A 19,015-nucleotide genomic window follows, 5' to 3' on the forward strand; every position below is an offset into this window, starting at 1 on the left:
GAGAGCCAGCCGGTTTTTTTTAGGGCAGGGTTTCGTTGAGCAATCGTTGATTGATATAGATGATAGCTTGTTCTGGCGTCATGATGTTGTTCACTACGTTGGTAATGCCTTGCCCGATAATGAACTCAGCAAGGCGTAAGTTAAACCGTTCACCGCGTAATCCGTGCGTTTCACGAATGCCTGTGCCTGGGGTATTACGCCATTGTTCGAGCCAAGGGTATTGATGCAGAATGCGTTGATTTTGATAGATACTTTGATGGGCGCTATTGCCGCCGAGTAATACCAGATTAGTGGTGATTTCCGGTGAATACAGCCAATGAAAAAACTGCGTTACCGCCGTGTTTTTTTGGCTAAAACGAGACATGCCGAGTGAGCCACCGCCCATTTGTGGAACGCCGCCAGGTACCGGGGCAGAACCTATCGCTGGAGATATTGGGCTGTGAGCGACATCATTAAAGAGATTCATATACATGATCAGCATCGCTAATTGCCCTTGCTCAAATAGAGCCACGGGTTCATCCCACCATTCACTGTTGAGGTTGGCAGTGATGACTAATTGGTTGAGATATTGTCGAAGAGCGTTTGTGGCTATCTCTGGCTCAAGACGGGGAGCGAGATCGTTCTGAGCCAACCGGCCTCCCAGCGCGTAATAACGGAGGAGAAACTCGGTAGCAATTAACCCAGAATTGCTAAGCATCGTTGATGAGCCAAGAGGACGTTGTGGATCCCCAGCCTGATGAATAGCGGTAAAAAAAGCGCTGATGGCATCAAATTCGGTAAAGTTATTAGGGATAGCGAGTTCTTTACCGGATTTTTCATAAAACATGCGCTTAATGGTTGGGTCTTCAAATAAATCACGGCGATAAAACAGTAACTGAGTGCTGGCATCGAACGGCAATCCATAGGCCTTGCCGTCAATTTGGCTAAAGTGCGCGTTGATTTCAGGAGAAAAATGCTGCTGCAAGGCCAATAGTGATGCATTGATATCAGCCAGTGGGCGAAGGGTCCTCTCTGCGAGCCAAGGGAAGCAGGCCATGTCTATCCGCAGTAGATCGTAATGGGGATGTAGGGATAGATTTGAGAGAATGTCGAATATTTCAGCATAAGGGTAAATGGCAAGATTAACCTTTATACCGCTTTGACGAGTAAAATGCGGCAGCAATTTTTTCAAAGCATCTGTCGACGGGCTGGGCAGTATGAGCATATTCAATACTTCGCTGTTAACCGGGATTGCCCGACTCTGTACTTCCCCCAGTGCAAAACCACGATTTGTTAATGTTACCGTAGGTTCTGCGCGGCCTTTAGCCTCAATATAGCCCGCTATTTCGGCGCCAAGCCGTGCGTAATCCATTTGATAGCTAAATTGGTTCGCAACGATAGCAGGATCGTTACCGCAAAGTTGCCAAATTGGCGGGCAAGAACTGAGACTTCCCAAATAGGCAGCTTGGGTTAGATCACGGGTTTTGTCGCAATCCATAGCGATCAAAATCTGTGGGGGTTGATCGGTAAAAAATGAAAAAGCGGCGGTGTGGCATTCGCCGGCTGGGGAAGAGATGACGGTTAACTGCGTTGAAGGGCTAAGGTTAATAAATGTATCTTTTACGGCATCAACAAAAAGATGGCTATTGGCGTAAGGGAGCGGGTCACAAAAAACGCCGACTTGGGTAGGTTTTTGCAATGCAATTGCTGTGGCAAGATCGGCTCCTGCTTGGGCGAAGTCAAGACTGAAGCATGCCTGCGCCCCTTCGGGATGGCGATAGACAAATAAGATCTGTTCTGCTGGCAAACGGAGTGCTTGATAATAAAGCCGGCTCTCGCTTAGACAGGAAACGGTGATAACCGTTTGATAGGACTTAGCCGCGAGCGTTTGCAGAATTCGTTGCTCAGCACTGGGAATGTCACCCGTAACGTACAGATCTAAATCTGTCATCAGTGACTGCTGTAGTCCACAATAAAGTTGATGATATTGCTCTGCATTGATGCTTGGCAGAATGAGGGCAATCCCACTATTTTTACTGGCGCGCAGCGATTGCGCCTGCGCATTGATCTGATAGCCCATTTGCTGCGCGGCGCGTTTAACGGCTTCAATCTTTTCAACGCTAACGTTACCACGTCCGTTAAGCACATTAGATGCGGTGCCGTGTGATACGCCCGCAAGCCTCGCTATATCCTTGATAGTTGCCATTTCTCATTACCCAGAGCGTACTTGGTGTGATGCTAACATCGGAAAAAGTGAACGACCACCGTGATCTTTTCCACCTCATTTGGGGAACCAAACTTTGATGCGTTTTGCTGCTCATTTTTACGCATGTTCGTCTGACTAGCGCAGCATGAATTTTTATCATTTTTAGAAAATGAATACTAAGTCAAATTCTTTGAACCGCATCACCAATTAGAAATAGAAGCTTGTTCGTTTTTTCTTCATCACTGTAATATTGACACGTTCCAATTTCCTGCTGCCGGCTTGAATTAGCCAACGTGGGGGAGGGAACGTGGGATAACAATAGCTAAATAATAAGGATAAAAATGAACATACATTTCTTGGGATCGGCTGCCTCGGAAGGGATCCCCAACCCATTTTGCCGTTGCGAACACTGTCAGCAAGCACGCTTGTTGAAGGGAAAAGACTTACGTACACACTCCTCTGCGATTATTGATAATGTCATGTTAATTGATGTTGCCCCGGAGTTTAGCCAGCAGCTATTACGCGATGGGCTAGACGCCACGGAGATAACCGATCTGTTATTTACCCATACGCATCCGGATCACTTCAATGTTGGCGAACTGTTCAGCCGGATGGAAGGCTATGGTTTTAACATTGATCATCCCTTGTCTATTTACGGAAATGATCGTGCGATCAATGGTTGTGCAGCCGTTTTACCCGGCTATAGCAAGGAGCGGTTCGCATTTCATTGTTTAGTGCCTTTTGTGACGGTAGAAAGCCACGGTTATAAGATCACACCATTGCTTGCGAATCATGCGAAATGGGAGTTGTGCTATGTGTATGTGATCGAAAAAGAGGGAAAAACACTCTTTTATGGCCATGACTCCGGCTGGTTTCCTGAACTGACTTGGCAATGGTTAGACGGCAAATCATTAGATTTGGTGGTGCTTGAGTGCACTTATGGTTTTAACGGCAATGCCCGTACGGATAACCACATGAGTTTGGAAACCGTATTTGCCGCACAGGAAAAACTGAAAGCGATGCACTGCCTGCATGCGGCGAGTCAGCTCGTGGTTTCCCACGTTTCCCACAGTGGCAAGCTGTTGCATGACGAGCTGGTAGCGGCTTGTCGGGATAAAAACATCACCGTTGCCTATGACGGCATGAACATCAGTGTTAACTAGCGGAGGTTCAACATGGATTTTAACAAAACACCTCGGTTACTGGTCATGATGTTTGTGCAGTACTTCATGCAAGGTGCCTGGAATATGACTATGGGGCTAGTGCTGAGTACTTATGGCATGGCGACTATCATTGGTTCTTCTTATGCACTCTTGGGATTGGCGACGATCATGTCGCCGTTATTCATCGGCATGGTTGCGGATCGATTTTTTGCATCACAAAAAGTGATGGGGATCCTGCATTTGATCAATGCCGGGGTAATACTATGCGTACCGCAGTTTATTGAAGCGCAAAACACCAGTATGACCTTGGCAATGATATTCTTGGTTGGGTTGCTGTTCTATCCGACAACTGCATTGGCTAACAGTATTAGCTTTAGCCATATTAATGGGGTGAAATATTTTCCGGTCATTCGCGTGTTTGGCACTTTCGGCTTTATGGCGATAGGCTTTATCATCGGGCAAATGGGATATTCCGGTGACACCATGACTTGGTATATTGCATCGGCAGCTGGTGTGGTACTCGGTTTTTATTGTTTCACTTTACCTAATACACCACCAAAAGCGAAAGGAAATGCGTTTACCCTGCGTGATTTATTCTGTTTAGATGCATTATCCTTATTTAAAGATCGCAATTTCTCAATTTTGATGCTGAGCATTTTTGTATTGATGATCCCCAAAACGGCATATTCGGCTTATATTCCGGTATTCCTGAAGGCGTTAGGCTTTGATAATGCGGCATCCATGATGCAGGTAGGAATCGCCTGTGAAGTGATCTTTATGTTCTTGTTGTCATTCTTCTTATTGAAGGCTGGTTTCAAAATCACGTTAATGCTGGGAGCTGTGTGTTGGATTATCCGATCGCTTTTCTTCGCTCACGCAGCCATTGATGCCAACATGATGTTTATCCTGATTGGATTGATGTTACAGGGATTCTGTTGGGACTTTTTCTTCACTGTGGGTGACATTTATGTCGATCGCAAAGCACGGCCGGAGATCAAAGCTCAGGCTCAGAGCCTGCGGTTTATTGTCTCGAATGGCGTTGGTCTATTATTTGCTTCTACCGTATGTGGGCAGATATTCAACCAAACGGTAACGCAGCAGGGAGCGGAAGCATTACCTCAGTGGGAAAACTTTTGGATCTTCTCCGCTATTATCGCGGCGGGCGTTTCACTGTTCTTCTTAGTGTTTTTTAAAGATGATCTGTCTCGGGAAAAAACAGCGACAGGGTTAAAGACGGCGAAACCGTAATCTGATATGCCATAAGGATATAAAATGGATAGCCTATTATCGCTGCTGGATCATTGGGTAGCACTCCATTTGGCGACGGTGGGTAAAATATTGGCAGCGTTTTTTCTTGGTGGCGTTATTGGTTTAGAACGTGAATCCAAGGGCAAACCCGTCGGGTTTAAAACCTGTGTCATTATTGCTGTCGCTAGCTGTGTGCTCACGATCGTATCAATTCAGTCTGCGGAATATTATGCGGAGATCTCCGTCAATATTCGTAGCGATCCGATGCGTTTGGCCGCTCAGATTATCAGTGGCGTAGGTTTTTTAGGTGCAGGGGTAATATTACACCGGCGAGACGATGCCATATCAGGTTTGACTACGGCGGCAATCGTTTGGGCTTCTGCCGGTATCGGCATCGCTTGTGGCGCCAGTTTTTATCTTCACGCACTACTGGCGACGACGCTGTTTTTGCTCGCGATAAAATGTAGTCCCTATATCGTGTTATTGCCGTTACAGCATCAATATTTAGGCCAGGTTAGAGCCCGTCTGATACTGGATGAACAGGAAGGCTTACCCGCACTCATGGCTGAACTTAGCCAACGGAGAGACTTTATTGATGCCATGACAATACGTGATATAAAAAAGAACAAAATAGAGGTCAACCTAAAGCTGACAATCAAAAGACCTGCTGCACTGCATGAGTTATATGGCATGTTGCGACAGGTTGAGCATGTTAGCTTTGTTGCTCTGGAGCATTAACGTTCACATACAGCTTAAACCTGACGTAATAAGTGGTGGAAAAGGAGCATTAACCTATGCCGGGGCAGGATGGTAGCCCCGGCATGTCTAGACAGTCAATCAGTCTGTTACTGTGACTTGCATACCATTAAAACTGACTTTTTGGCCGCTGACGATCTTACAACGCTTGCGTGTTTCTACGTTGCCGTCCACTTTTACCAACCCTTCGGCGATGACTTCTTTGGCGGCACCGCCGCTCTCGCACCAGCCTTGGAACTTCAGTAAATCGCACAGTTCGACATGCGGGTGATTTTCCAGATTAAAAATTTCCATACTGCCTTACTTATTTAGGTTGAACGTCGTGATATTCCTCGCAGGCTTGCAAGGTATTTTGGATCAGTGTAGCAACGGTCATCGGCCCAACGCCACCCGGAACCGGGGTGATAAAGGCGGCGCGCTTGCACGCGGCATCAAAATCCACATCGCCGACAACTTTACCACTTTCCAGGCGGTTAATGCCGACATCGATCACGATCGCCCCAGGTTTGATCCAGTCACCGGGAATAAAGCCCGGCTTACCCACGGCAACCACCAGCAGATCGGCATTCTCAACATGATGGCGCAGATTTTTAGTAAACCGGTGGGTGATGGTGGTGGTGCAGCCCGCTAACAGCAGTTCCATGCTCATTGGACGACCCACAATGTTGGATGCGCCGACCACCACCGCATTTAGGCCGTAGGTATCAATATTATAGCGTTCCAGCAGGGTGACAATACCGCGAGGGGTGCAAGGACGCAGCTTCGGTGAACGTTGGCATAGGCGGCCAACGTTGTAGGGATGGAAGCCATCGACGTCTTTGTCTGGGCTGATGCGCTCCAGTACTTTGACATTATCAATACCGGCAGGCAGCGGTAATTGAACCAAAATGCCGTCAATTTCATTATCAGCGTTTAGCTGATCGATCAGTTTCAACAGTTCGGCTTCGCTGGTGGATGCGGGCAAATCGTAAGAGCGCGAAATAAAACCGACTTCCTCACAGGCACGCCGTTTGCTCGCGACATAAATTTGTGATGCCGGGTTTTCGCCAACCAGCACCACCGCCAAGCCCGGAGCGCGTTTACCCGCGGCCAGACGTTGCTTAATTTGCTCAGCCACTTCGTTTCTAACCTGCTGCGCAATCGTTTTACCATCAATAATCTTTGCTGCCATCGGTATGGAAATCCATCAATTAAAAAAAGCGGGGGTATGATGCTATTTTGTCAGAAGCTGGGCGTGCTGTCAGGCGTTGAATAAAGGATATGCATTTAATAGTGAAGGTAATTTATCTTAATTTATTGATTTTTTATATAAAAATGCTGTTATGTCGAACCAAAACGCATTATCGAAATCGGAATTATTGGCGAATAAAGCGTTTGGGTGAATAAAAAAACAGCATAAAACACGCTGGTTGCGGTAACACCATGAAAAGGCATTGACTCAGTAACCTTGGACCGTATAATCCAACCCGCAACTCCGATTACCGCATCTCAATGCGCCCTTAGCTCAGTTGGATAGAGCAACGGCCTTCTAAGCCGTAGGTCACAGGTTCGAGCCCTGTAGGGCGTACCATTCAAACTCAATGAGTTATATCAATTTTTTCACCCAAAACCACACGTTGAAAAAGTTCGTGTAACGGCTGGTGTAAGTAGAATTTCTCAACGCCTATCAATGTTAGCGTGAACTAGCCGGCCTCCCCGAGAGTGCTTTGCTATAATATCATCCATCCTTTCAATCAGATCCAGACGCTTGAGTGTCAGGTTCGCGGTTCCCTTCTGGAAGTAGCGGATGCAAACGCTATTTGTTCTTCGGTATAACGGGTCTTTTTCATGACCGGCATGCCTCTTTGTGAGAGAAAAGAAAGACCGAATACCTCAGTGTAGACTGGGACTGTTTTTCGGGGGAAAGTCAATTATTGTTAGTTTTTTAAACGTATATACAGGATAGGTAGCTTGGTGAATATACAATTGATAAATTGTTTACTGAAAGGAGGGAAAGGCTTAGGAAATCTAAGCCTTTGGTGAGGAGCTTTTTAATGTATATTGCTTTTAAAAAATATTAAATTTTTTAATGCTTTTGTATAACACAAACAAGAAGGGGGAATAACGGTGATTTAAACATTACTGTATTGTTGTTTATTTTTAATGTATCAATGTAAAAAACCGTACCGGGTTTCCCCGGAGATATATGGTTACGCCAAAATTCTTGCGGAGTATCATCTATGGGAGCAACAATCTCGTTGGTGACAGTGACCATTTTCATACCTTGTAATGTGTTTGGCGCAATAGTGAAAGTGCTCCTTCTACTCAAGGTGTAAACCTTTTTATTATCCTCTACCGTTCCTGATATTGAAAAAAAACCACTTTCCTTATCTTTAAGGAATAAAGCAATGTAAATATTTGTTTTTAATGGATATTCATGATGGTTGATATCATTTTTCACGAAAGATTCTTGTTCGAATAAAGCGGAACACCGAAAGGTATCAGTATCTATACTGTCATGCTGGTGGATTATAAAGAATGAAACAAAAATCAACAAACAAAACAGTGCTAATGAGTAAGCAAATTTTTTCATTTCATGGTTACCTGATTATATTTATAGTTAGAGCATGAACTGTATTCATTGTCATCGTCATCCGATTTTACGCATGCAACGATAAATACTCTGTTTTTTATGCTTACCCCTGGCCGTTGCTCGGTATATAAAATGTCATATTTGGTATTGTGGCAATCAAGATTTAATCGGGAAATGTAGCTACGCGCCGTGTTTACCATATCGCCTTTTCCTTTATTAGCGCTGAGGGTTGAAACGTGACACTCGCCATCCCGGTACAGCGGGACTAGCTGCGCTTTGGTTTCACCGTTTTTAACTATAACCAGAGCGATAATGAGCAAAAGCGACATGAGTAACAGCAAAACTACAAACTTGGGCGGTATTCTTGTTATTTTTGCTTGGGGAAAGTGCCTATAGAGCGGAGCAGGTTCCGGTTGTCGCGTTTGTTGTGCTAGGTCTTCTTGTACATCTTCTTCATGTTTAGCACTTGGCTGGTCTATTTTTGCTAACACATTGTCTGGATCTTCTTGCGGTGGCTGTTCATCAAGTATTTCTCTACCGTGTGTAGCCAATATGGATTGAATGTCTGCATCCATTCTAAACCCAACTTTTGGTATGGTTATTATCACTTCCCTGTTCATTTCCAGTGTAGTAAATGATTTTCTTAATTCACTAATATAGTTGTTTAAACCGGCGTTAGAGGCGGTAAAACCATAATCTACCCAAACGTTATTTAACAACTCCTCCCTTGAGTTATTTATTCTGTTGTTTTTGATGAGTTCTATAAGTAAACGGGTTGCAGGTTTAGTGAGTTCAATAAAGATACGCTCGTCGTTATACAGGGATAATCTTCTGTTATCTAAATCAAAAACGATGGTTAAATTTATTATATATTTCATTAGGGCTTACCGGATGGTTGCTGTTGTTGTTGTTTATAAAAACAAGCTTACTTTTCCTGGTTGTTAAATAAATCTACAAGAAAAATCTCATGATGGTCAAGTTTATTTTTTTAACATGTACTTTATATTTAATTGGAAATTATAAAAAACTGTTTTATGATTTATTTTTCCTAATTTACAAAATTAAAATATAATCATTTGTGATTTTTAAGTTTTTTATTCTTATTTTTTAGTGTTTTGTGGTTTATTTTGCTGTTTTTGTTTTTGGCGTTTAATCTGTGTCTCGTTGCCAGGGAGTGCGGCGAAGTACCTACACACTGGCTCTCTATAATATGCGTATCAGGCTGTGCCGGTACCGGGTGACATACTTAACTAACTCGATTTAATAGGATTTTACATAATGCAACTCAATAAAATTATGCTGGTCGCCGTAATGACTTTCGGTACTATTTCTGGCGCACACGCTGCCGATCAGGGACACGGTACCGTTACTTTTACCGGTTCTATTATTGACGCACCTTGCTCAATTGATCCTAAGTCTATCGATCAGACCGTAGATTTGGGCTCGGTGTCTAACGTTTCCCTGCTTAACGGCGGTAACTCTGACCCGAAATCGTTTGAGATTAAACTGGAAAAATGCAGCTTGGACACCGCTAAAACCGTCACCACCACTTTTGACGGTGCGGCCGGTAAGAATGGCCTGTTGGGCATGACCGGTGATGCCAAAGGCGCCAGCATTGCGATTACCGATGGCAGCAACAATGTGATTGAACTGGGTAAACCGACTGCGGGCCAGTTGATTAGCGCCGGTGCAACCGATGCAACCCTGGCCTTCAGCGCCTACCTGAAAGGCGACGGCGGTGATGAGGCCTCTATTGTCCCGGGCAAATTCCAGAGCGTGGCTAACTTCATCCTGAACTACAAATAATCGGGATTGATGACAGGACTAATTGTGCATGCGGGTCATGCCCCGCATGCATTTGTACCAGTGCTGCTTGAGGGAGAGGTAAGAGTGGAACCGCTAAAAATAGGGTATACGGCGCTTTGCCTGTTAATGCTGTCACCCGTTGAACAGAGTCAGGCCGCGTCGTCTGGCTCGGGCCGGGTTAACATGCAAGGCGCTGTCATCGAAACGGCCTGTGCCATTGATACCCACAGTCGCGACCAGACGATTGATATGTCGGTACTGCCGTTGAGCCAAATTGTGCGTGACGGACAAGGGCTGACTCGCCCATTCAGCATTAAATTAATCAATTGCGTGCTGGATCGCATCGATGAAAATTTACCGCAGTGGCGACGTTTTCAGGTGACCTTCGATGGCCGGGTGGATAATGGCTTATTTGGTGTCGATGGCGCGGCGCGCGGTGTTGCGCTGCAGCTTACGGACAGTATCGGCAATATCGTGATGCCAGGAAATCCAACGCCTTTGCAGCCTATTACCGTCGGTGACCGGGAATTAAATTACTCTTTGCGGCTGGTTAGTAATCAACAGCGATTACGCAGTGGGGAATACACCTCAACCATTAAATTTAAAATGGATTATTACTGATCTGTTTTTAATAAAGTGAATTAACCCTATCGCAAGGTCTATACCGATGCGCCGGTCATTTATTTTACGGCACACGGGCATACACGGCTTTTTATTGAGAATGCCGGTGTAAAAATAAAAGGGATTGATAAGCATGATGATGCCGAACTGGAATGTATTACCCTTCCGCCCTCGTATTGTGGGTCTGTATATTGCCTGCGCACTGGGTTTGGTTGGGTATGATGCCAGTGCGGAAGAGGTGCAATTTAATATCGACGTTCTGGATGTAAAAGACCGGGATAATATTGATTTGGGCCAGTTCGCGCGCGGCGGTTATATCATGCCGGGTGATTATCTGATGCAGGTACGAATTAATAAGCAGGAGTTACCCGAGCAATCCGTTATTTTTTATCCGGCGGAGAACGATGCCAGCGACAGCGCCGCGTGTATCAGCCCGGCGATGGTGGAACAGTTTGGCTTAAAACCAGACGTGAAAGAAAAACTGACCTGGTGGCATCAGGGCGCGTGCCTGTCGCTGGACAGCCTGCCGGGTACCACGGCGCGTGCCGATTTGGGCTCCGCCAGCCTGAGCGTGAGTCTGCCGCAGGCCTATCTGGAGTATACCGCAGACAACTGGGATCCGCCGTCGCGCTGGGATGACGGTGTGCCGGGGTTGCTGCTGGATTATTACCTCAATGCGCAGACCCGGCGCCAGCAACAGCGCGGCCAGCAGAGCTATAACGTCAGCGGCAACGGCACGCTGGGAGCCAATCTGGGCGCCTGGCGTCTGCGGGCCGACTGGCAGACGCGGCTGGAACACCAGACCGGCACGGGGCAGGGGACGCATCAGAGCTGGGACTGGAGCCGCTATTACGCCTACCGGGCGATCCCGCGTTTGGGCGCGAAATTGACGGTCGGGGAGAACTACCTCTATTCCGACATCTTTGACAGTTTCCGCTTTACCGGTGCCAGCCTGATCAGCGATGACAGCATGCTGCCACCGAACCTGCGCGGCTATGCGCCGGAGGTTACCGGGGTGGCGCGCACCGACGCGAAAGTGGTGATCAGCCAGCAGGGGCGGGTGCTGTATGAAACGCAGGTGGCGTCCGGCCCGTTCCGTATTCAGGACATTAACGACGCGGTGTCGGGGCAACTGGATGTGCGGGTGGAAGAACAGGACGGCAGCGTGCAGGAGTTCCGTATCGATACCGCCAGCATTCCGTACCTGACCCGGCCAGGAACGGTGCGTTACAAAGTGGCGAGCGGCCGTCCTTCGGACTGGCAGCACCACACCAACGGACCGCTGTTTGCCACCGGGGAATTCTCCTGGGGGGTGAATAACGGTTGGTCGCTGTACGGCGGCGGCGTGGCGGGGGGTGATTACAACGCGTTAGCGCTGGGGATCGGCCGGGATCTGATGATGTTGGGTGCATTGTCATTTGACGTCACCCAGTCGCGGGCACGCTTGCCGCAACAGGAGGACGGCACGCTGAGCGGCGGTTCTTACCGGCTGAGTTATTCGAAAAACTTTGACGAGTATGACAGCCAGGTCACCTTCGCCGGTTACCGCTTCTCGGAGCGCAACTACATGTCGATGAGCGAATATTTGGATGCTCGCACTTACGGCACGCGCAATCAGAACAGCAAAGAGATGTATACCGTCAGTGTCAGTCAGCACTTCCGCGATCTGGGATTAAGTGCCTATCTGAACTACAACCACCAGACCTACTGGAACAGCGCGGCCAACGATCGTTACACCCTGACGCTGTCGCGCAACTTTGATATCGGCCGCTTCAGGAACCTGAGCCTGTCGCTGACCGGGTATCGCAATACGTATAACGGCGTCAACGACGACGGCATGTACCTCTCGTTGTCGATGCCGTGGGGCAGCAGTGGGTCGCTCAGTTACAGCGGCAGTTTTGACCGCAACGACAACACCCATCAGGTGGGCTACTACGATCGGCTGGATAACGGCGACGGCTATCAGTTGAACAGCGGCATCAACCGCGATGGCGCAACCGCCAGTGGTTATTACACCCATCAGGGTGATATGGCACGGGTGAACGCCAATGCCAGCTATCAGGCAGGGCGTTATTCGTCCGCCGGGCTGTCGTTGCAGGGGGGGGCGACCGCGACCCTGCACGGCGCGGCGCTGCACCGGTCAGGGATGATGGGCGGCACCCGCATGATGGTAGACACCGACGGCGTGGCGGATATCCCGATCGGCGGTTACGGGGCGGTGACGCGTACCAATCGCTTTGGCAAGGCGGTGGTGACCGATGTCGGCAGCTATTACCGCAATAAGGTCAGCATCGACCTTAACAAGTTGCCGGACAATGCCGAAGCGACGCGCTCGGTGGTGCAGGCAACCTTGACCGAAGGGGCGATCGGTTACCGCCGATTTGCCGTGATCGCCGGTGAGAAAGCGATGGCGGTGATCCGCCTGGCGGACGGCTCCACGCCGCCGTTTGGTGCCACGGTGCAAAACCACAAAAAGCAGGATGTGGGCATCGTGAACGACGACGGCAATGTGTACCTGAGCGGCATTAACCCGAACGAGGAAATGACCGTGCGGTGGAACGGGCGGGCGCAATGTGCGTTGACATTGCCGGCGCAGATACCGCGCGGCGATCTCGCCAACCTGTTGTTGCCGTGCCGCCTGTTGCCGGCGGACGCGGCGACGGAATAACGATGGCAGCGAACACGCACTCGCCACAGTGGCAGGCCGGAACGGCTTCTTTACCCTCCGGCCTATTTTTTATCGAATTTAACGCATGTCAGAGAGTGGATCATCAAGATGAAGGTAAGCAAACAATCCTTTTTCCCCCTGCTGGGGGGGCTGTTGGCCGGGGTGTTGGGCATTCAGCAGGCGCAGGCAGCGGTTGCGCTGGATCGCACCCGGGTGGTGTTTAACGGCGGCGATAAATCGACCAGCCTGAGTATCAGCAATGAAAACAAACAACTGCCGTATCTGGCCCAGGGCTGGGTGGAAGATGCGCAGGGCAATAAAATCACCACGCCGTTGACGGTATTGCCGCCAGTGCAGCGCCTGGAGCCGGGGGCAAAAAGCCAGGTCAAGGTGCAGGCGTTACCGGCCGCCAACCTGTTGGCGCAGGATCGCGAAACGCTGTTCTATTTCAACCTGCGTGAGATCCCGCCCAAGAGCGACAAGCCCAACACGCTGCAGCTGGCGTTACAAACGCGCATCAAACTGTTTTACCGCCCCAAAGCGCTGAACAGCACCGGCGGCGCAGCACCCTGGCAGGAGCAGCTGACGCTGAGCAAGCAGGGCGATAAATACCAGGTAAATAACCCGACGCCGTATTACATCACCCTTGTCGATGCCGGCAGTAAACCCGGGGCGGCGAGCGCCAAGGGCTTTGAACCGGTGATGATCGCGCCAAAGAGTAAAGAGATGCTGAATGTCGGTGTCTCGGTGCTGGGCAATGCGCCGGTGCTGACCTATGTCAATGACTACGGCGGTCGCCCGCAGTTGCAGTTCAGCTGTAGCGGGGCCGAGTGCAAGGCCAAACCCGTCAAGCCAAGCTGATAACCGAGCATAAAGAGGGAACGGAGCATGCAACAGCAAAAACAACGCAGCGGCTTTCTGTGTTGCCCTGAACGGCAATACCTGTTGGCCAGGGTGGCGGCGGTACTGATGGTACCGGTGGTGGTCGGCAGCGTGTTGGCGCTGCTGCCAGAGACCCGGGCGGCGGATAACTGGAACGTTGACGGCGCCAATGGGGTGTTGCATGTGCGGGGTGCCCTGACCGAGAGCGCTTGCCGTCTGGAGATGGCGTCGGCGTATCAGGAGGTGTGGCTGGGGGAAACCGGCACCGCACGGTTGGCGCAGGTGGGCGGGCAGGGCACGCCGGTGGCGGTGCAGTTGCGCTTGCAGGATTGCCTGCGCAGCCCGGCGAACAACCGTGATGAACGCAGCGGCACTCTGCTGTGGAGTGCGCAGCAACCGGCGGTGTCGCTCAGTTTTGTCGCCCCGGCGGACGCGGATAACCCGCAGTTAATCGCGGTGCGCGGGGCCTCCGGCGTGGCGTTACGCATGACGGATGCGCGTGGCCGGGATATTCGCCTGGGCCATCGCGGTGCGCCGCTGATGCTGGCGGTGGGGCAAGAGACGCTTGACTATATCGTGACGCCGGAGCGCACCCGGGCGCCGTTGCAGGCCGGTGCCTATACGGCCCATGTGGATTTCAGGCTCAATTATGACTAAGGCGGGCGTTATGAAAGCGGAGAGGTCATGCAGGCCGGCGCTGTGCCTGGCGTTGATGGTCTGGGGCGGCTGCGCCCCGGCGATGGCGAAAACGGCCACCGCGACGGTGACGGTCAAAATTACGCTGACGGCGCCGCCGTGCGAGATCAACAACAACAACCTGATCGAAGTGGATTTTGGCAACGACGTGATGACCTCCCGCGTGGACGGCGAGTATAAAAAAATGCCGATCGTCTACTCGGTGCAGTGCGAAGGCGAGGCGTCAGGGGCGGCGCGGATACGCATTGATGGCAGCGGCGCGGCGTTTGACGGCGGGGTATTGAAAACCAATAAAACAGATTTTGGTATTGAACTGCTGAATAACGGCAAGCGGTTACCTATTAAAAGCTGGCTGAACTTCAACTACCCCACGTTACCAAAACTCGAGGCGGTGCCGGTGAAGCGCAGCGGCGCCAGGCTGAGCGGCGGGGCATTTTCCGCCGGTGCAACGATGAAGGTGGAATACCGATGAAACGCTATTTGGGTATCACCGTGCTGCTGGCCGGCGGCATGCTGAGCGCGACCGGGCGCGCGGCGGAGAACATGGCGTTTTTTGGCACGCTGGTCGAACCCCCGGCCTGCACCATCAATAACGGGGCGGACGTGGAGGTTGATTTTGGCAACCGGGTGGGGGTGACAAAGGTCGACGGGGTGAACTACCTGCAACCGATGAACTACCAGATCACCTGCGATGGCAACGCCGGTAACTGGGTGATGACGCTGGAGATCGTCGGCACCCCGGCGGATTACGACCGGGCGGCGGTGGTGACCGGCGTGACCGATCTGGCTATCCAGATTAAGCAAAACGGCGTTCCTTTTGCGCTGAACCAACCGATCGCCATCAGCCTGACGCATCCGCCGCAGCTTGAGGCGGTACCGGTCAAACGGCCGGGGGCGACGTTAAAAGAAGGGCCGTTTGAGGCCACGGCTACGTTGAAGGCGGTTTACCAATGAACGGGCGCAAGAGGCATTTGAACGCGGTTTTGATGGCGGGGCTGCTGGCGTTGAGCGGCGTGGTGCAGGCCGACAACGTGCGCCTGCATGGCGCGTTGGTGGCGGAGCCCTGCGTGATCGCGCCGGGGGATGAGCGTGTGCAGCTGGACTTTGGCACGGTGATCGACAAATACCTGTACACCAATACGCGCACCCACGGGCAGGCGTTCGAGATCCGCCTGACGGAGTGTGACCTGAGCCTGGGTAAAACGGTCAAGGTGACCTTCAGCGGCACGGAAAACCCGAGCCTGAAGGGGCTGCTGGCGATTGACGGCGGCAGCCGGGCATCCGGCATCGCGATCGGCATGGAAACCGAGGCTGGCCAACCTTTGCCGTTGAATAAGGCTGGTGAGGGACAGCGGCTGGTTGCTGGCAGTAACACCCTGACGGTACAGGCCTATGTGCAGGGCGAGCCGGCGGCAATTGCCGGGCGGCGCATAGAGCGCGGGCCGTTCAGCGCCATTGCTACCTTCCGCCTAGAGTATGAATAAGGCTGAACGCGACTGGCTGGCAGCCTATCGCTGGCTGGGGAAACGACGGCGCCATGCACCGCCCAATGCGGATGTCTGGCACCTGCGCTTTCATTGGCAAGAGCGCGGGGAAGCGCTGTACCGGCGAGTGCTTGCTGGCAATTACCGCTTGCAACCGATGCAGCTTCACCGCCGGTACGACAGAAGCTGGGTGCAGTGGAGCGCGCAAGATGCGCTGGTGCTGAAATGGGTCACCCTGCAGGTGGAACAACTGCTGCCCACCCATCCACGCTGCGCTCACCTCAAAGGGCGTGGCGGGGGCAGGCAGTCGGTGGCGCAGGTCTGGCAGGCGCTCACCGCCGGCGAGTACGCTTTTGTTTACCGCACGGATATCCGCGGTTACTACCGCCATATCCGTAAAGAGCAGGTGCTGAGCCTGGTGCAACAGCACCTTGATGACCCGGTGCTGGCCGGCCTGATTGAGCAGTATGTGTATTACAGCGTTGAGGAGGGGGGCGAGATGTTTACCCCGCCGCACGGCATCTGCCGCGGCTGTGCGCTGAGTCCGCTGATCGGCGCCAGCCTGTTGCACCACGTCGACAGCTTTTTTGCCGCGCAGCCGGGCACCTTTTATGCGCGCTATATGGATGACTTTGTATTGCTGACCCGCACGCGCTGGCAACTGCGGCGCGGTGTTAAGCAACTGCACCATTATTTCAATCTGGGTGGCTTTGAAACCCATCCGGATAAAACCCAATTGGGAAGAATTGAACACGGCTTTGACTGGCTGGGCGTGTGGTTTATCCCCGAGGGGACCACCATTGCGCCCCGCGCAGTAGAAAATTATCGTGCACGACGTTTGCGGCTTTACGAGCAAGCCCGGCGGCGGGGGCTGTCTGCGACAGAAACCGCTGCACGGGTGCAGGCGTATCAGGCACGGTGGACAACATGGGCTAACGGCATGCTTTGCCGACTTACCCCTTTGACGATCATGGACCCGCACATATGACAATGACAAATCCTACCCGTATCCTGTATTCATCCTTATCACTCCTCCTAATGCCCACCTATGGGCACGCCCTTGAAATCTCGGGCGTCTACAGTGCCCCCCCCCAACCGTATGTGACGATGAATTTTGACGGAACCGAAAAATTCGGGTTGGGTGACTCCCCTATAATAGAAGCGGGGGTCTGCCGTCTCATCGTCAATCTAGGGCCTGGCACCACAACGGACAAACGGCCTAGACATCGGTACATCCTGAGCGGTTACGAGGGCAATGGAGGCGTCACCGGCCCTCTGAATACCTGCTTTGGTGTCCCCTACCCACCTACCCCTAATACGGGAGTAGACGCAATGGGCGAAGAATTATTCCGCCGTCTGAAAAATGTACGCATTCCCTATGTAGACAGCAATGGCATGTATATGGGGTGCGCCGGCATGCTCTCCACCCATTATTATAGCAATCCATCTCGTGCTGGATGGTATGAGCACTATTCCTTTAACTGTAAAATCTCCCCCCCTCCGGTGGAATGCTCTGTGTCTGTCCCTCGCGCAATTGAACACTCCCGCCTCAGCATCGGAACGGTCAAGTCCCGAGCCTGGGGGAGTGCTACGGTCACATGTAGTGAGAACGCGTCTGTGTCCTTGACTACCCCGTCGGATATAGAGTTGCGCAATGGGACTGCTACGCTCGGCTCCAAGCTGTATATACAACGTGTGGGTACGACGAGTGTGTCCGTAACCGCAGACCCAACCGCAGAGATTGAATTACTCAGTACTATCGACGATACACAATCCAACGCTGGAACTTACTCCGGGTCCGGGGTTATCGTGGCGACGTGGGACTGAGATCTCGGGTCGGGGGGACCCCGCACCTCGCCAGTCCATGCCTGATATCGCAGTCCCCTGCTCGCGGCGCTGAGATTTAGTCAAACCGCACTGGGGTCTGGAAGGTGATGAACTGCCCACCCGATAAAATCTGGTGCGGCCGGACTGAACCTGGACTGGAGAATTGGCGCTTAGTCTTCCGTGGTGGCATCACCGTCCGCGCCCCACTCATTATCAAACATCGGTGCATATCTACCTAGCATCATGGCTCGGTGAACGCAGATGAACCTGCACGGTGCGGTCTTAGCCCCTATACCCGGCGAAATAGACCCTGTGCGACCCACTGGGGGAGCCCAGCTACCCAGCACTCCGGTGGACTGAGTTCTGGGCTTAGCCAACATTGGGCGTGTATCCATTTGGAAAAGACCCCGCGCATCACGCTTGCGATCGCCCCCTACCCTTGTGCTGCGAAACGAGGGGGCAGCGAATTCACTAATAAGCCCCATTGGCGCTAACGGGCGGTATATAGTCACAAAACTAACAAGGAGGAAGTCATGAAAGCGGGTTATTACGCTATTGCCCTCGCAGTGGCTTTTTTAATGATTATCTCTTTTGCCTTTTTAAGCTACGGTCGTGATGATCTGCAGCCTTATAGCTGTATATCCCGATTTGAACAACACTCTGCAGCGGTAAGTGATCCTCTCAGCATGGTTCATACCGATGCCACCGTTACTTTGTTTCTGACCGGCAAGCAGAATGGTTTTTTTTCTATGGCAGGAACGGTGGCGACTGGGAATAAGGTATACCACCTGAACCGACGAGCTCATTTTATTATTGCACCAAAAGCCATACATGGTATGAAAATGATCACGATCCACAGCGTCATTACCCATCCCATCGATAATCTGCCTGAAGATCTCTGGAATGCTGCGGTGTCCCCAGAAGTCCCAGGAATTGAGTTTTATGTTGGTATAAAAAAAATCAACGATAATACCGTATTGATTAACTCACTTTTATGGCCTTATTTGGTTTGTGTTATTCAGTATGGTTAATAGGCTAGCGATAGGTTGCCGTCCCACATAATTAATGTTCTTACCCTCTAATTTTGCTGTCCAGCAATAAGAACAT

At 51.1% G+C, this 19,015-nt stretch carries 18 protein-coding genes and 1 tRNA gene; 14 read left to right on the forward strand and 5 right to left on the reverse strand.

Features of this window, described 5'->3' with window-relative positions; translation table 11 throughout:
• Positions 1-19: 19 nt before the first annotated feature.
• Positions 20-2,185: an extracellular solute-binding protein gene (locus ACQKDS_RS02380; RefSeq protein ID WP_427622505.1), complete on the reverse strand. Its 2,166-nt coding sequence runs from the start codon at positions 2,183-2,185 to the stop codon at positions 20-22.
• 341 nt (positions 2,186-2,526) lie between these two features.
• Between ACQKDS_RS02380 and ACQKDS_RS02385 the strand changes: the two genes are divergently transcribed.
• From ACQKDS_RS02385 to ACQKDS_RS02395, 3 genes are read left to right on the forward strand one after another with little or no spacing between them, the layout of a single operon-like run.
• Complete coding sequence (locus ACQKDS_RS02385) at positions 2,527-3,348, forward strand: MBL fold metallo-hydrolase (RefSeq protein WP_399665319.1); 822 nt, start codon at positions 2,527-2,529, stop codon at positions 3,346-3,348.
• Positions 3,349-3,360: 12 nt separating this feature from the next.
• Positions 3,361-4,596, forward strand: a complete 1,236-nt coding sequence (locus tag ACQKDS_RS02390) for an MFS transporter (RefSeq protein WP_399665322.1) — start codon at positions 3,361-3,363, stop codon at positions 4,594-4,596.
• 24 nt (positions 4,597-4,620) lie between these two features.
• Positions 4,621-5,334: an MgtC/SapB family protein gene (locus ACQKDS_RS02395; protein ID WP_399665325.1), complete on the forward strand. Its 714-nt coding sequence runs from the start codon at positions 4,621-4,623 to the stop codon at positions 5,332-5,334.
• Between the two features lie 99 nt (positions 5,335-5,433).
• Here ACQKDS_RS02395 and ybcJ read toward each other — a convergent pair whose 3' ends face one another.
• Together ybcJ and folD are read right to left on the reverse strand one after the other, a co-directional pair.
• Positions 5,434-5,646 (reverse strand): ribosome-associated protein YbcJ, encoded by a 213-nt coding sequence (gene ybcJ / locus ACQKDS_RS02400; RefSeq protein ID WP_399665328.1) that lies wholly within the window; start codon positions 5,644-5,646, stop codon positions 5,434-5,436.
• Positions 5,647-5,656: 10 nt separating this feature from the next.
• Positions 5,657-6,523: a bifunctional methylenetetrahydrofolate dehydrogenase/methenyltetrahydrofolate cyclohydrolase FolD gene (folD, locus tag ACQKDS_RS02405; RefSeq protein ID WP_399665331.1), complete on the reverse strand. Its 867-nt coding sequence runs from the start codon at positions 6,521-6,523 to the stop codon at positions 5,657-5,659.
• A gap of 322 nt (positions 6,524-6,845) precedes the next feature.
• Between folD and ACQKDS_RS02410 the strand changes: the two genes are divergently transcribed.
• Positions 6,846-6,922, forward strand: a tRNA-Arg gene (locus ACQKDS_RS02410).
• A gap of 495 nt (positions 6,923-7,417) precedes the next feature.
• Here the strand turns inward: ACQKDS_RS02410 and ACQKDS_RS02415 are convergent.
• Both ACQKDS_RS02415 and ACQKDS_RS02420 read right to left on the reverse strand, forming a co-directional pair.
• Positions 7,418-7,924 (reverse strand): hypothetical protein, encoded by a 507-nt coding sequence (locus tag ACQKDS_RS02415; protein WP_399665334.1) that lies wholly within the window; start codon positions 7,922-7,924, stop codon positions 7,418-7,420.
• On the reverse strand, positions 7,921-8,802 hold the full coding sequence (locus ACQKDS_RS02420; protein ID WP_399665337.1) for a transcriptional regulator: 882 nt from the start codon (positions 8,800-8,802) through the stop codon (positions 7,921-7,923). The genes ACQKDS_RS02415 and ACQKDS_RS02420 overlap by 4 nt, the downstream gene beginning before the upstream one ends.
• A 400-nt stretch (positions 8,803-9,202) precedes the next feature.
• On the opposite strand from ACQKDS_RS02420, the gene ACQKDS_RS02425 reads away from it, so the two are divergent.
• The 10 genes from ACQKDS_RS02425 (at position 9,203) to ACQKDS_RS02470 (ending at position 18,939) form a co-directional block, all read left to right on the forward strand.
• Entirely contained in the window at positions 9,203-9,730 is a 528-nt protein-coding gene (locus ACQKDS_RS02425; RefSeq protein ID WP_399665340.1) for a fimbrial protein, read from the forward strand.
• 84 nt (positions 9,731-9,814) lie between these two features.
• Entirely contained in the window at positions 9,815-10,351 is a 537-nt protein-coding gene (locus ACQKDS_RS02430) for a fimbrial protein (RefSeq protein WP_427622504.1), read from the forward strand.
• 133 nt (positions 10,352-10,484) lie between these two features.
• Positions 10,485-13,019 carry an outer membrane usher protein gene (locus tag ACQKDS_RS02435; protein ID WP_399665346.1) on the forward strand — a complete coding sequence of 845 codons (2,535 nt, stop codon included), beginning with the start codon at positions 10,485-10,487 and terminating at the stop codon, positions 13,017-13,019.
• A 108-nt stretch (positions 13,020-13,127) separates the two neighbouring features.
• The gene (locus ACQKDS_RS02440; protein ID WP_399665348.1) at positions 13,128-13,880 is read left to right on the forward strand and encodes a fimbria/pilus periplasmic chaperone; all 753 of its coding nucleotides are present in this window, start codon (positions 13,128-13,130) and stop codon (positions 13,878-13,880) included.
• Positions 13,881-13,988: 108 nt separating this feature from the next.
• Complete coding sequence (locus ACQKDS_RS02445) at positions 13,989-14,558, forward strand: fimbrial protein (protein WP_399666202.1); 570 nt, start codon at positions 13,989-13,991, stop codon at positions 14,556-14,558.
• A gap of 10 nt (positions 14,559-14,568) precedes the next feature.
• Positions 14,569-15,069: a fimbrial protein gene (locus ACQKDS_RS02450; protein ID WP_399665351.1), complete on the forward strand. Its 501-nt coding sequence runs from the start codon at positions 14,569-14,571 to the stop codon at positions 15,067-15,069.
• Positions 15,066-15,551: a fimbrial protein gene (locus ACQKDS_RS02455; protein ID WP_399665354.1), complete on the forward strand. Its 486-nt coding sequence runs from the start codon at positions 15,066-15,068 to the stop codon at positions 15,549-15,551. Before ACQKDS_RS02450 ends, ACQKDS_RS02455 begins: the two co-directional genes overlap by 4 nt.
• 32 nt (positions 15,552-15,583) lie before the next feature.
• The gene (locus tag ACQKDS_RS02460) at positions 15,584-16,081 is read left to right on the forward strand and encodes a fimbrial protein (protein WP_399666204.1); all 498 of its coding nucleotides are present in this window, start codon (positions 15,584-15,586) and stop codon (positions 16,079-16,081) included.
• Positions 16,074-17,069: a reverse transcriptase domain-containing protein gene (locus ACQKDS_RS02465; protein ID WP_399665357.1), complete on the forward strand. Its 996-nt coding sequence runs from the start codon at positions 16,074-16,076 to the stop codon at positions 17,067-17,069. Before ACQKDS_RS02460 ends, ACQKDS_RS02465 begins: the two co-directional genes overlap by 8 nt.
• A 1,372-nt stretch (positions 17,070-18,441) precedes the next feature.
• Entirely contained in the window at positions 18,442-18,939 is a 498-nt protein-coding gene (locus ACQKDS_RS02470) for a hypothetical protein (protein WP_399665360.1), read from the forward strand.
• The last annotated feature ends 76 nt before the right edge of the window (positions 18,940-19,015 follow it).

This window comes from Serratia sp. NPDC078593 (assembly GCF_050268245.1).
Classification (GTDB): domain Bacteria; phylum Pseudomonadota; class Gammaproteobacteria; order Enterobacterales; family Enterobacteriaceae; genus JBNNGK01.

Coding starts and splice junctions, on each gene's coding strand:
- ACQKDS_RS02380 (WP_427622505.1), bottom strand. CDS start 2,185: ATGGCAACTATCAAGGATATAGCGAGGCTTGCGGGCGTATCACACGGC.
- ACQKDS_RS02385 (WP_399665319.1), top strand. CDS start 2,527: ATGAACATACATTTCTTGGGATCGGCTGCCTCGGAAGGGATCCCCAAC.
- ACQKDS_RS02390 (WP_399665322.1), top strand. CDS start 3,361: ATGGATTTTAACAAAACACCTCGGTTACTGGTCATGATGTTTGTGCAG.
- ACQKDS_RS02395 (WP_399665325.1), top strand. CDS start 4,621: ATGGATAGCCTATTATCGCTGCTGGATCATTGGGTAGCACTCCATTTG.
- ybcJ (WP_399665328.1), bottom strand. CDS start 5,646: ATGGAAATTTTTAATCTGGAAAATCACCCGCATGTCGAACTGTGCGAT.
- folD (WP_399665331.1), bottom strand. CDS start 6,523: ATGGCAGCAAAGATTATTGATGGTAAAACGATTGCGCAGCAGGTTAGA.
- ACQKDS_RS02415 (WP_399665334.1), bottom strand. CDS start 7,924: ATGAAAAAATTTGCTTACTCATTAGCACTGTTTTGTTTGTTGATTTTT.
- ACQKDS_RS02420 (WP_399665337.1), bottom strand. CDS start 8,802: ATGAAATATATAATAAATTTAACCATCGTTTTTGATTTAGATAACAGA.
- ACQKDS_RS02425 (WP_399665340.1), top strand. CDS start 9,203: ATGCAACTCAATAAAATTATGCTGGTCGCCGTAATGACTTTCGGTACT.
- ACQKDS_RS02435 (WP_399665346.1), top strand. CDS start 10,485: ATGATGATGCCGAACTGGAATGTATTACCCTTCCGCCCTCGTATTGTG.
- ACQKDS_RS02440 (WP_399665348.1), top strand. CDS start 13,128: ATGAAGGTAAGCAAACAATCCTTTTTCCCCCTGCTGGGGGGGCTGTTG.
- ACQKDS_RS02445 (WP_399666202.1), top strand. CDS start 13,989: ATGGTACCGGTGGTGGTCGGCAGCGTGTTGGCGCTGCTGCCAGAGACC.
- ACQKDS_RS02450 (WP_399665351.1), top strand. CDS start 14,569: ATGAAAGCGGAGAGGTCATGCAGGCCGGCGCTGTGCCTGGCGTTGATG.
- ACQKDS_RS02455 (WP_399665354.1), top strand. CDS start 15,066: ATGAAACGCTATTTGGGTATCACCGTGCTGCTGGCCGGCGGCATGCTG.
- ACQKDS_RS02460 (WP_399666204.1), top strand. CDS start 15,584: ATGGCGGGGCTGCTGGCGTTGAGCGGCGTGGTGCAGGCCGACAACGTG.
- ACQKDS_RS02465 (WP_399665357.1), top strand. CDS start 16,074: ATGAATAAGGCTGAACGCGACTGGCTGGCAGCCTATCGCTGGCTGGGG.
- ACQKDS_RS02470 (WP_399665360.1), top strand. CDS start 18,442: ATGAAAGCGGGTTATTACGCTATTGCCCTCGCAGTGGCTTTTTTAATG.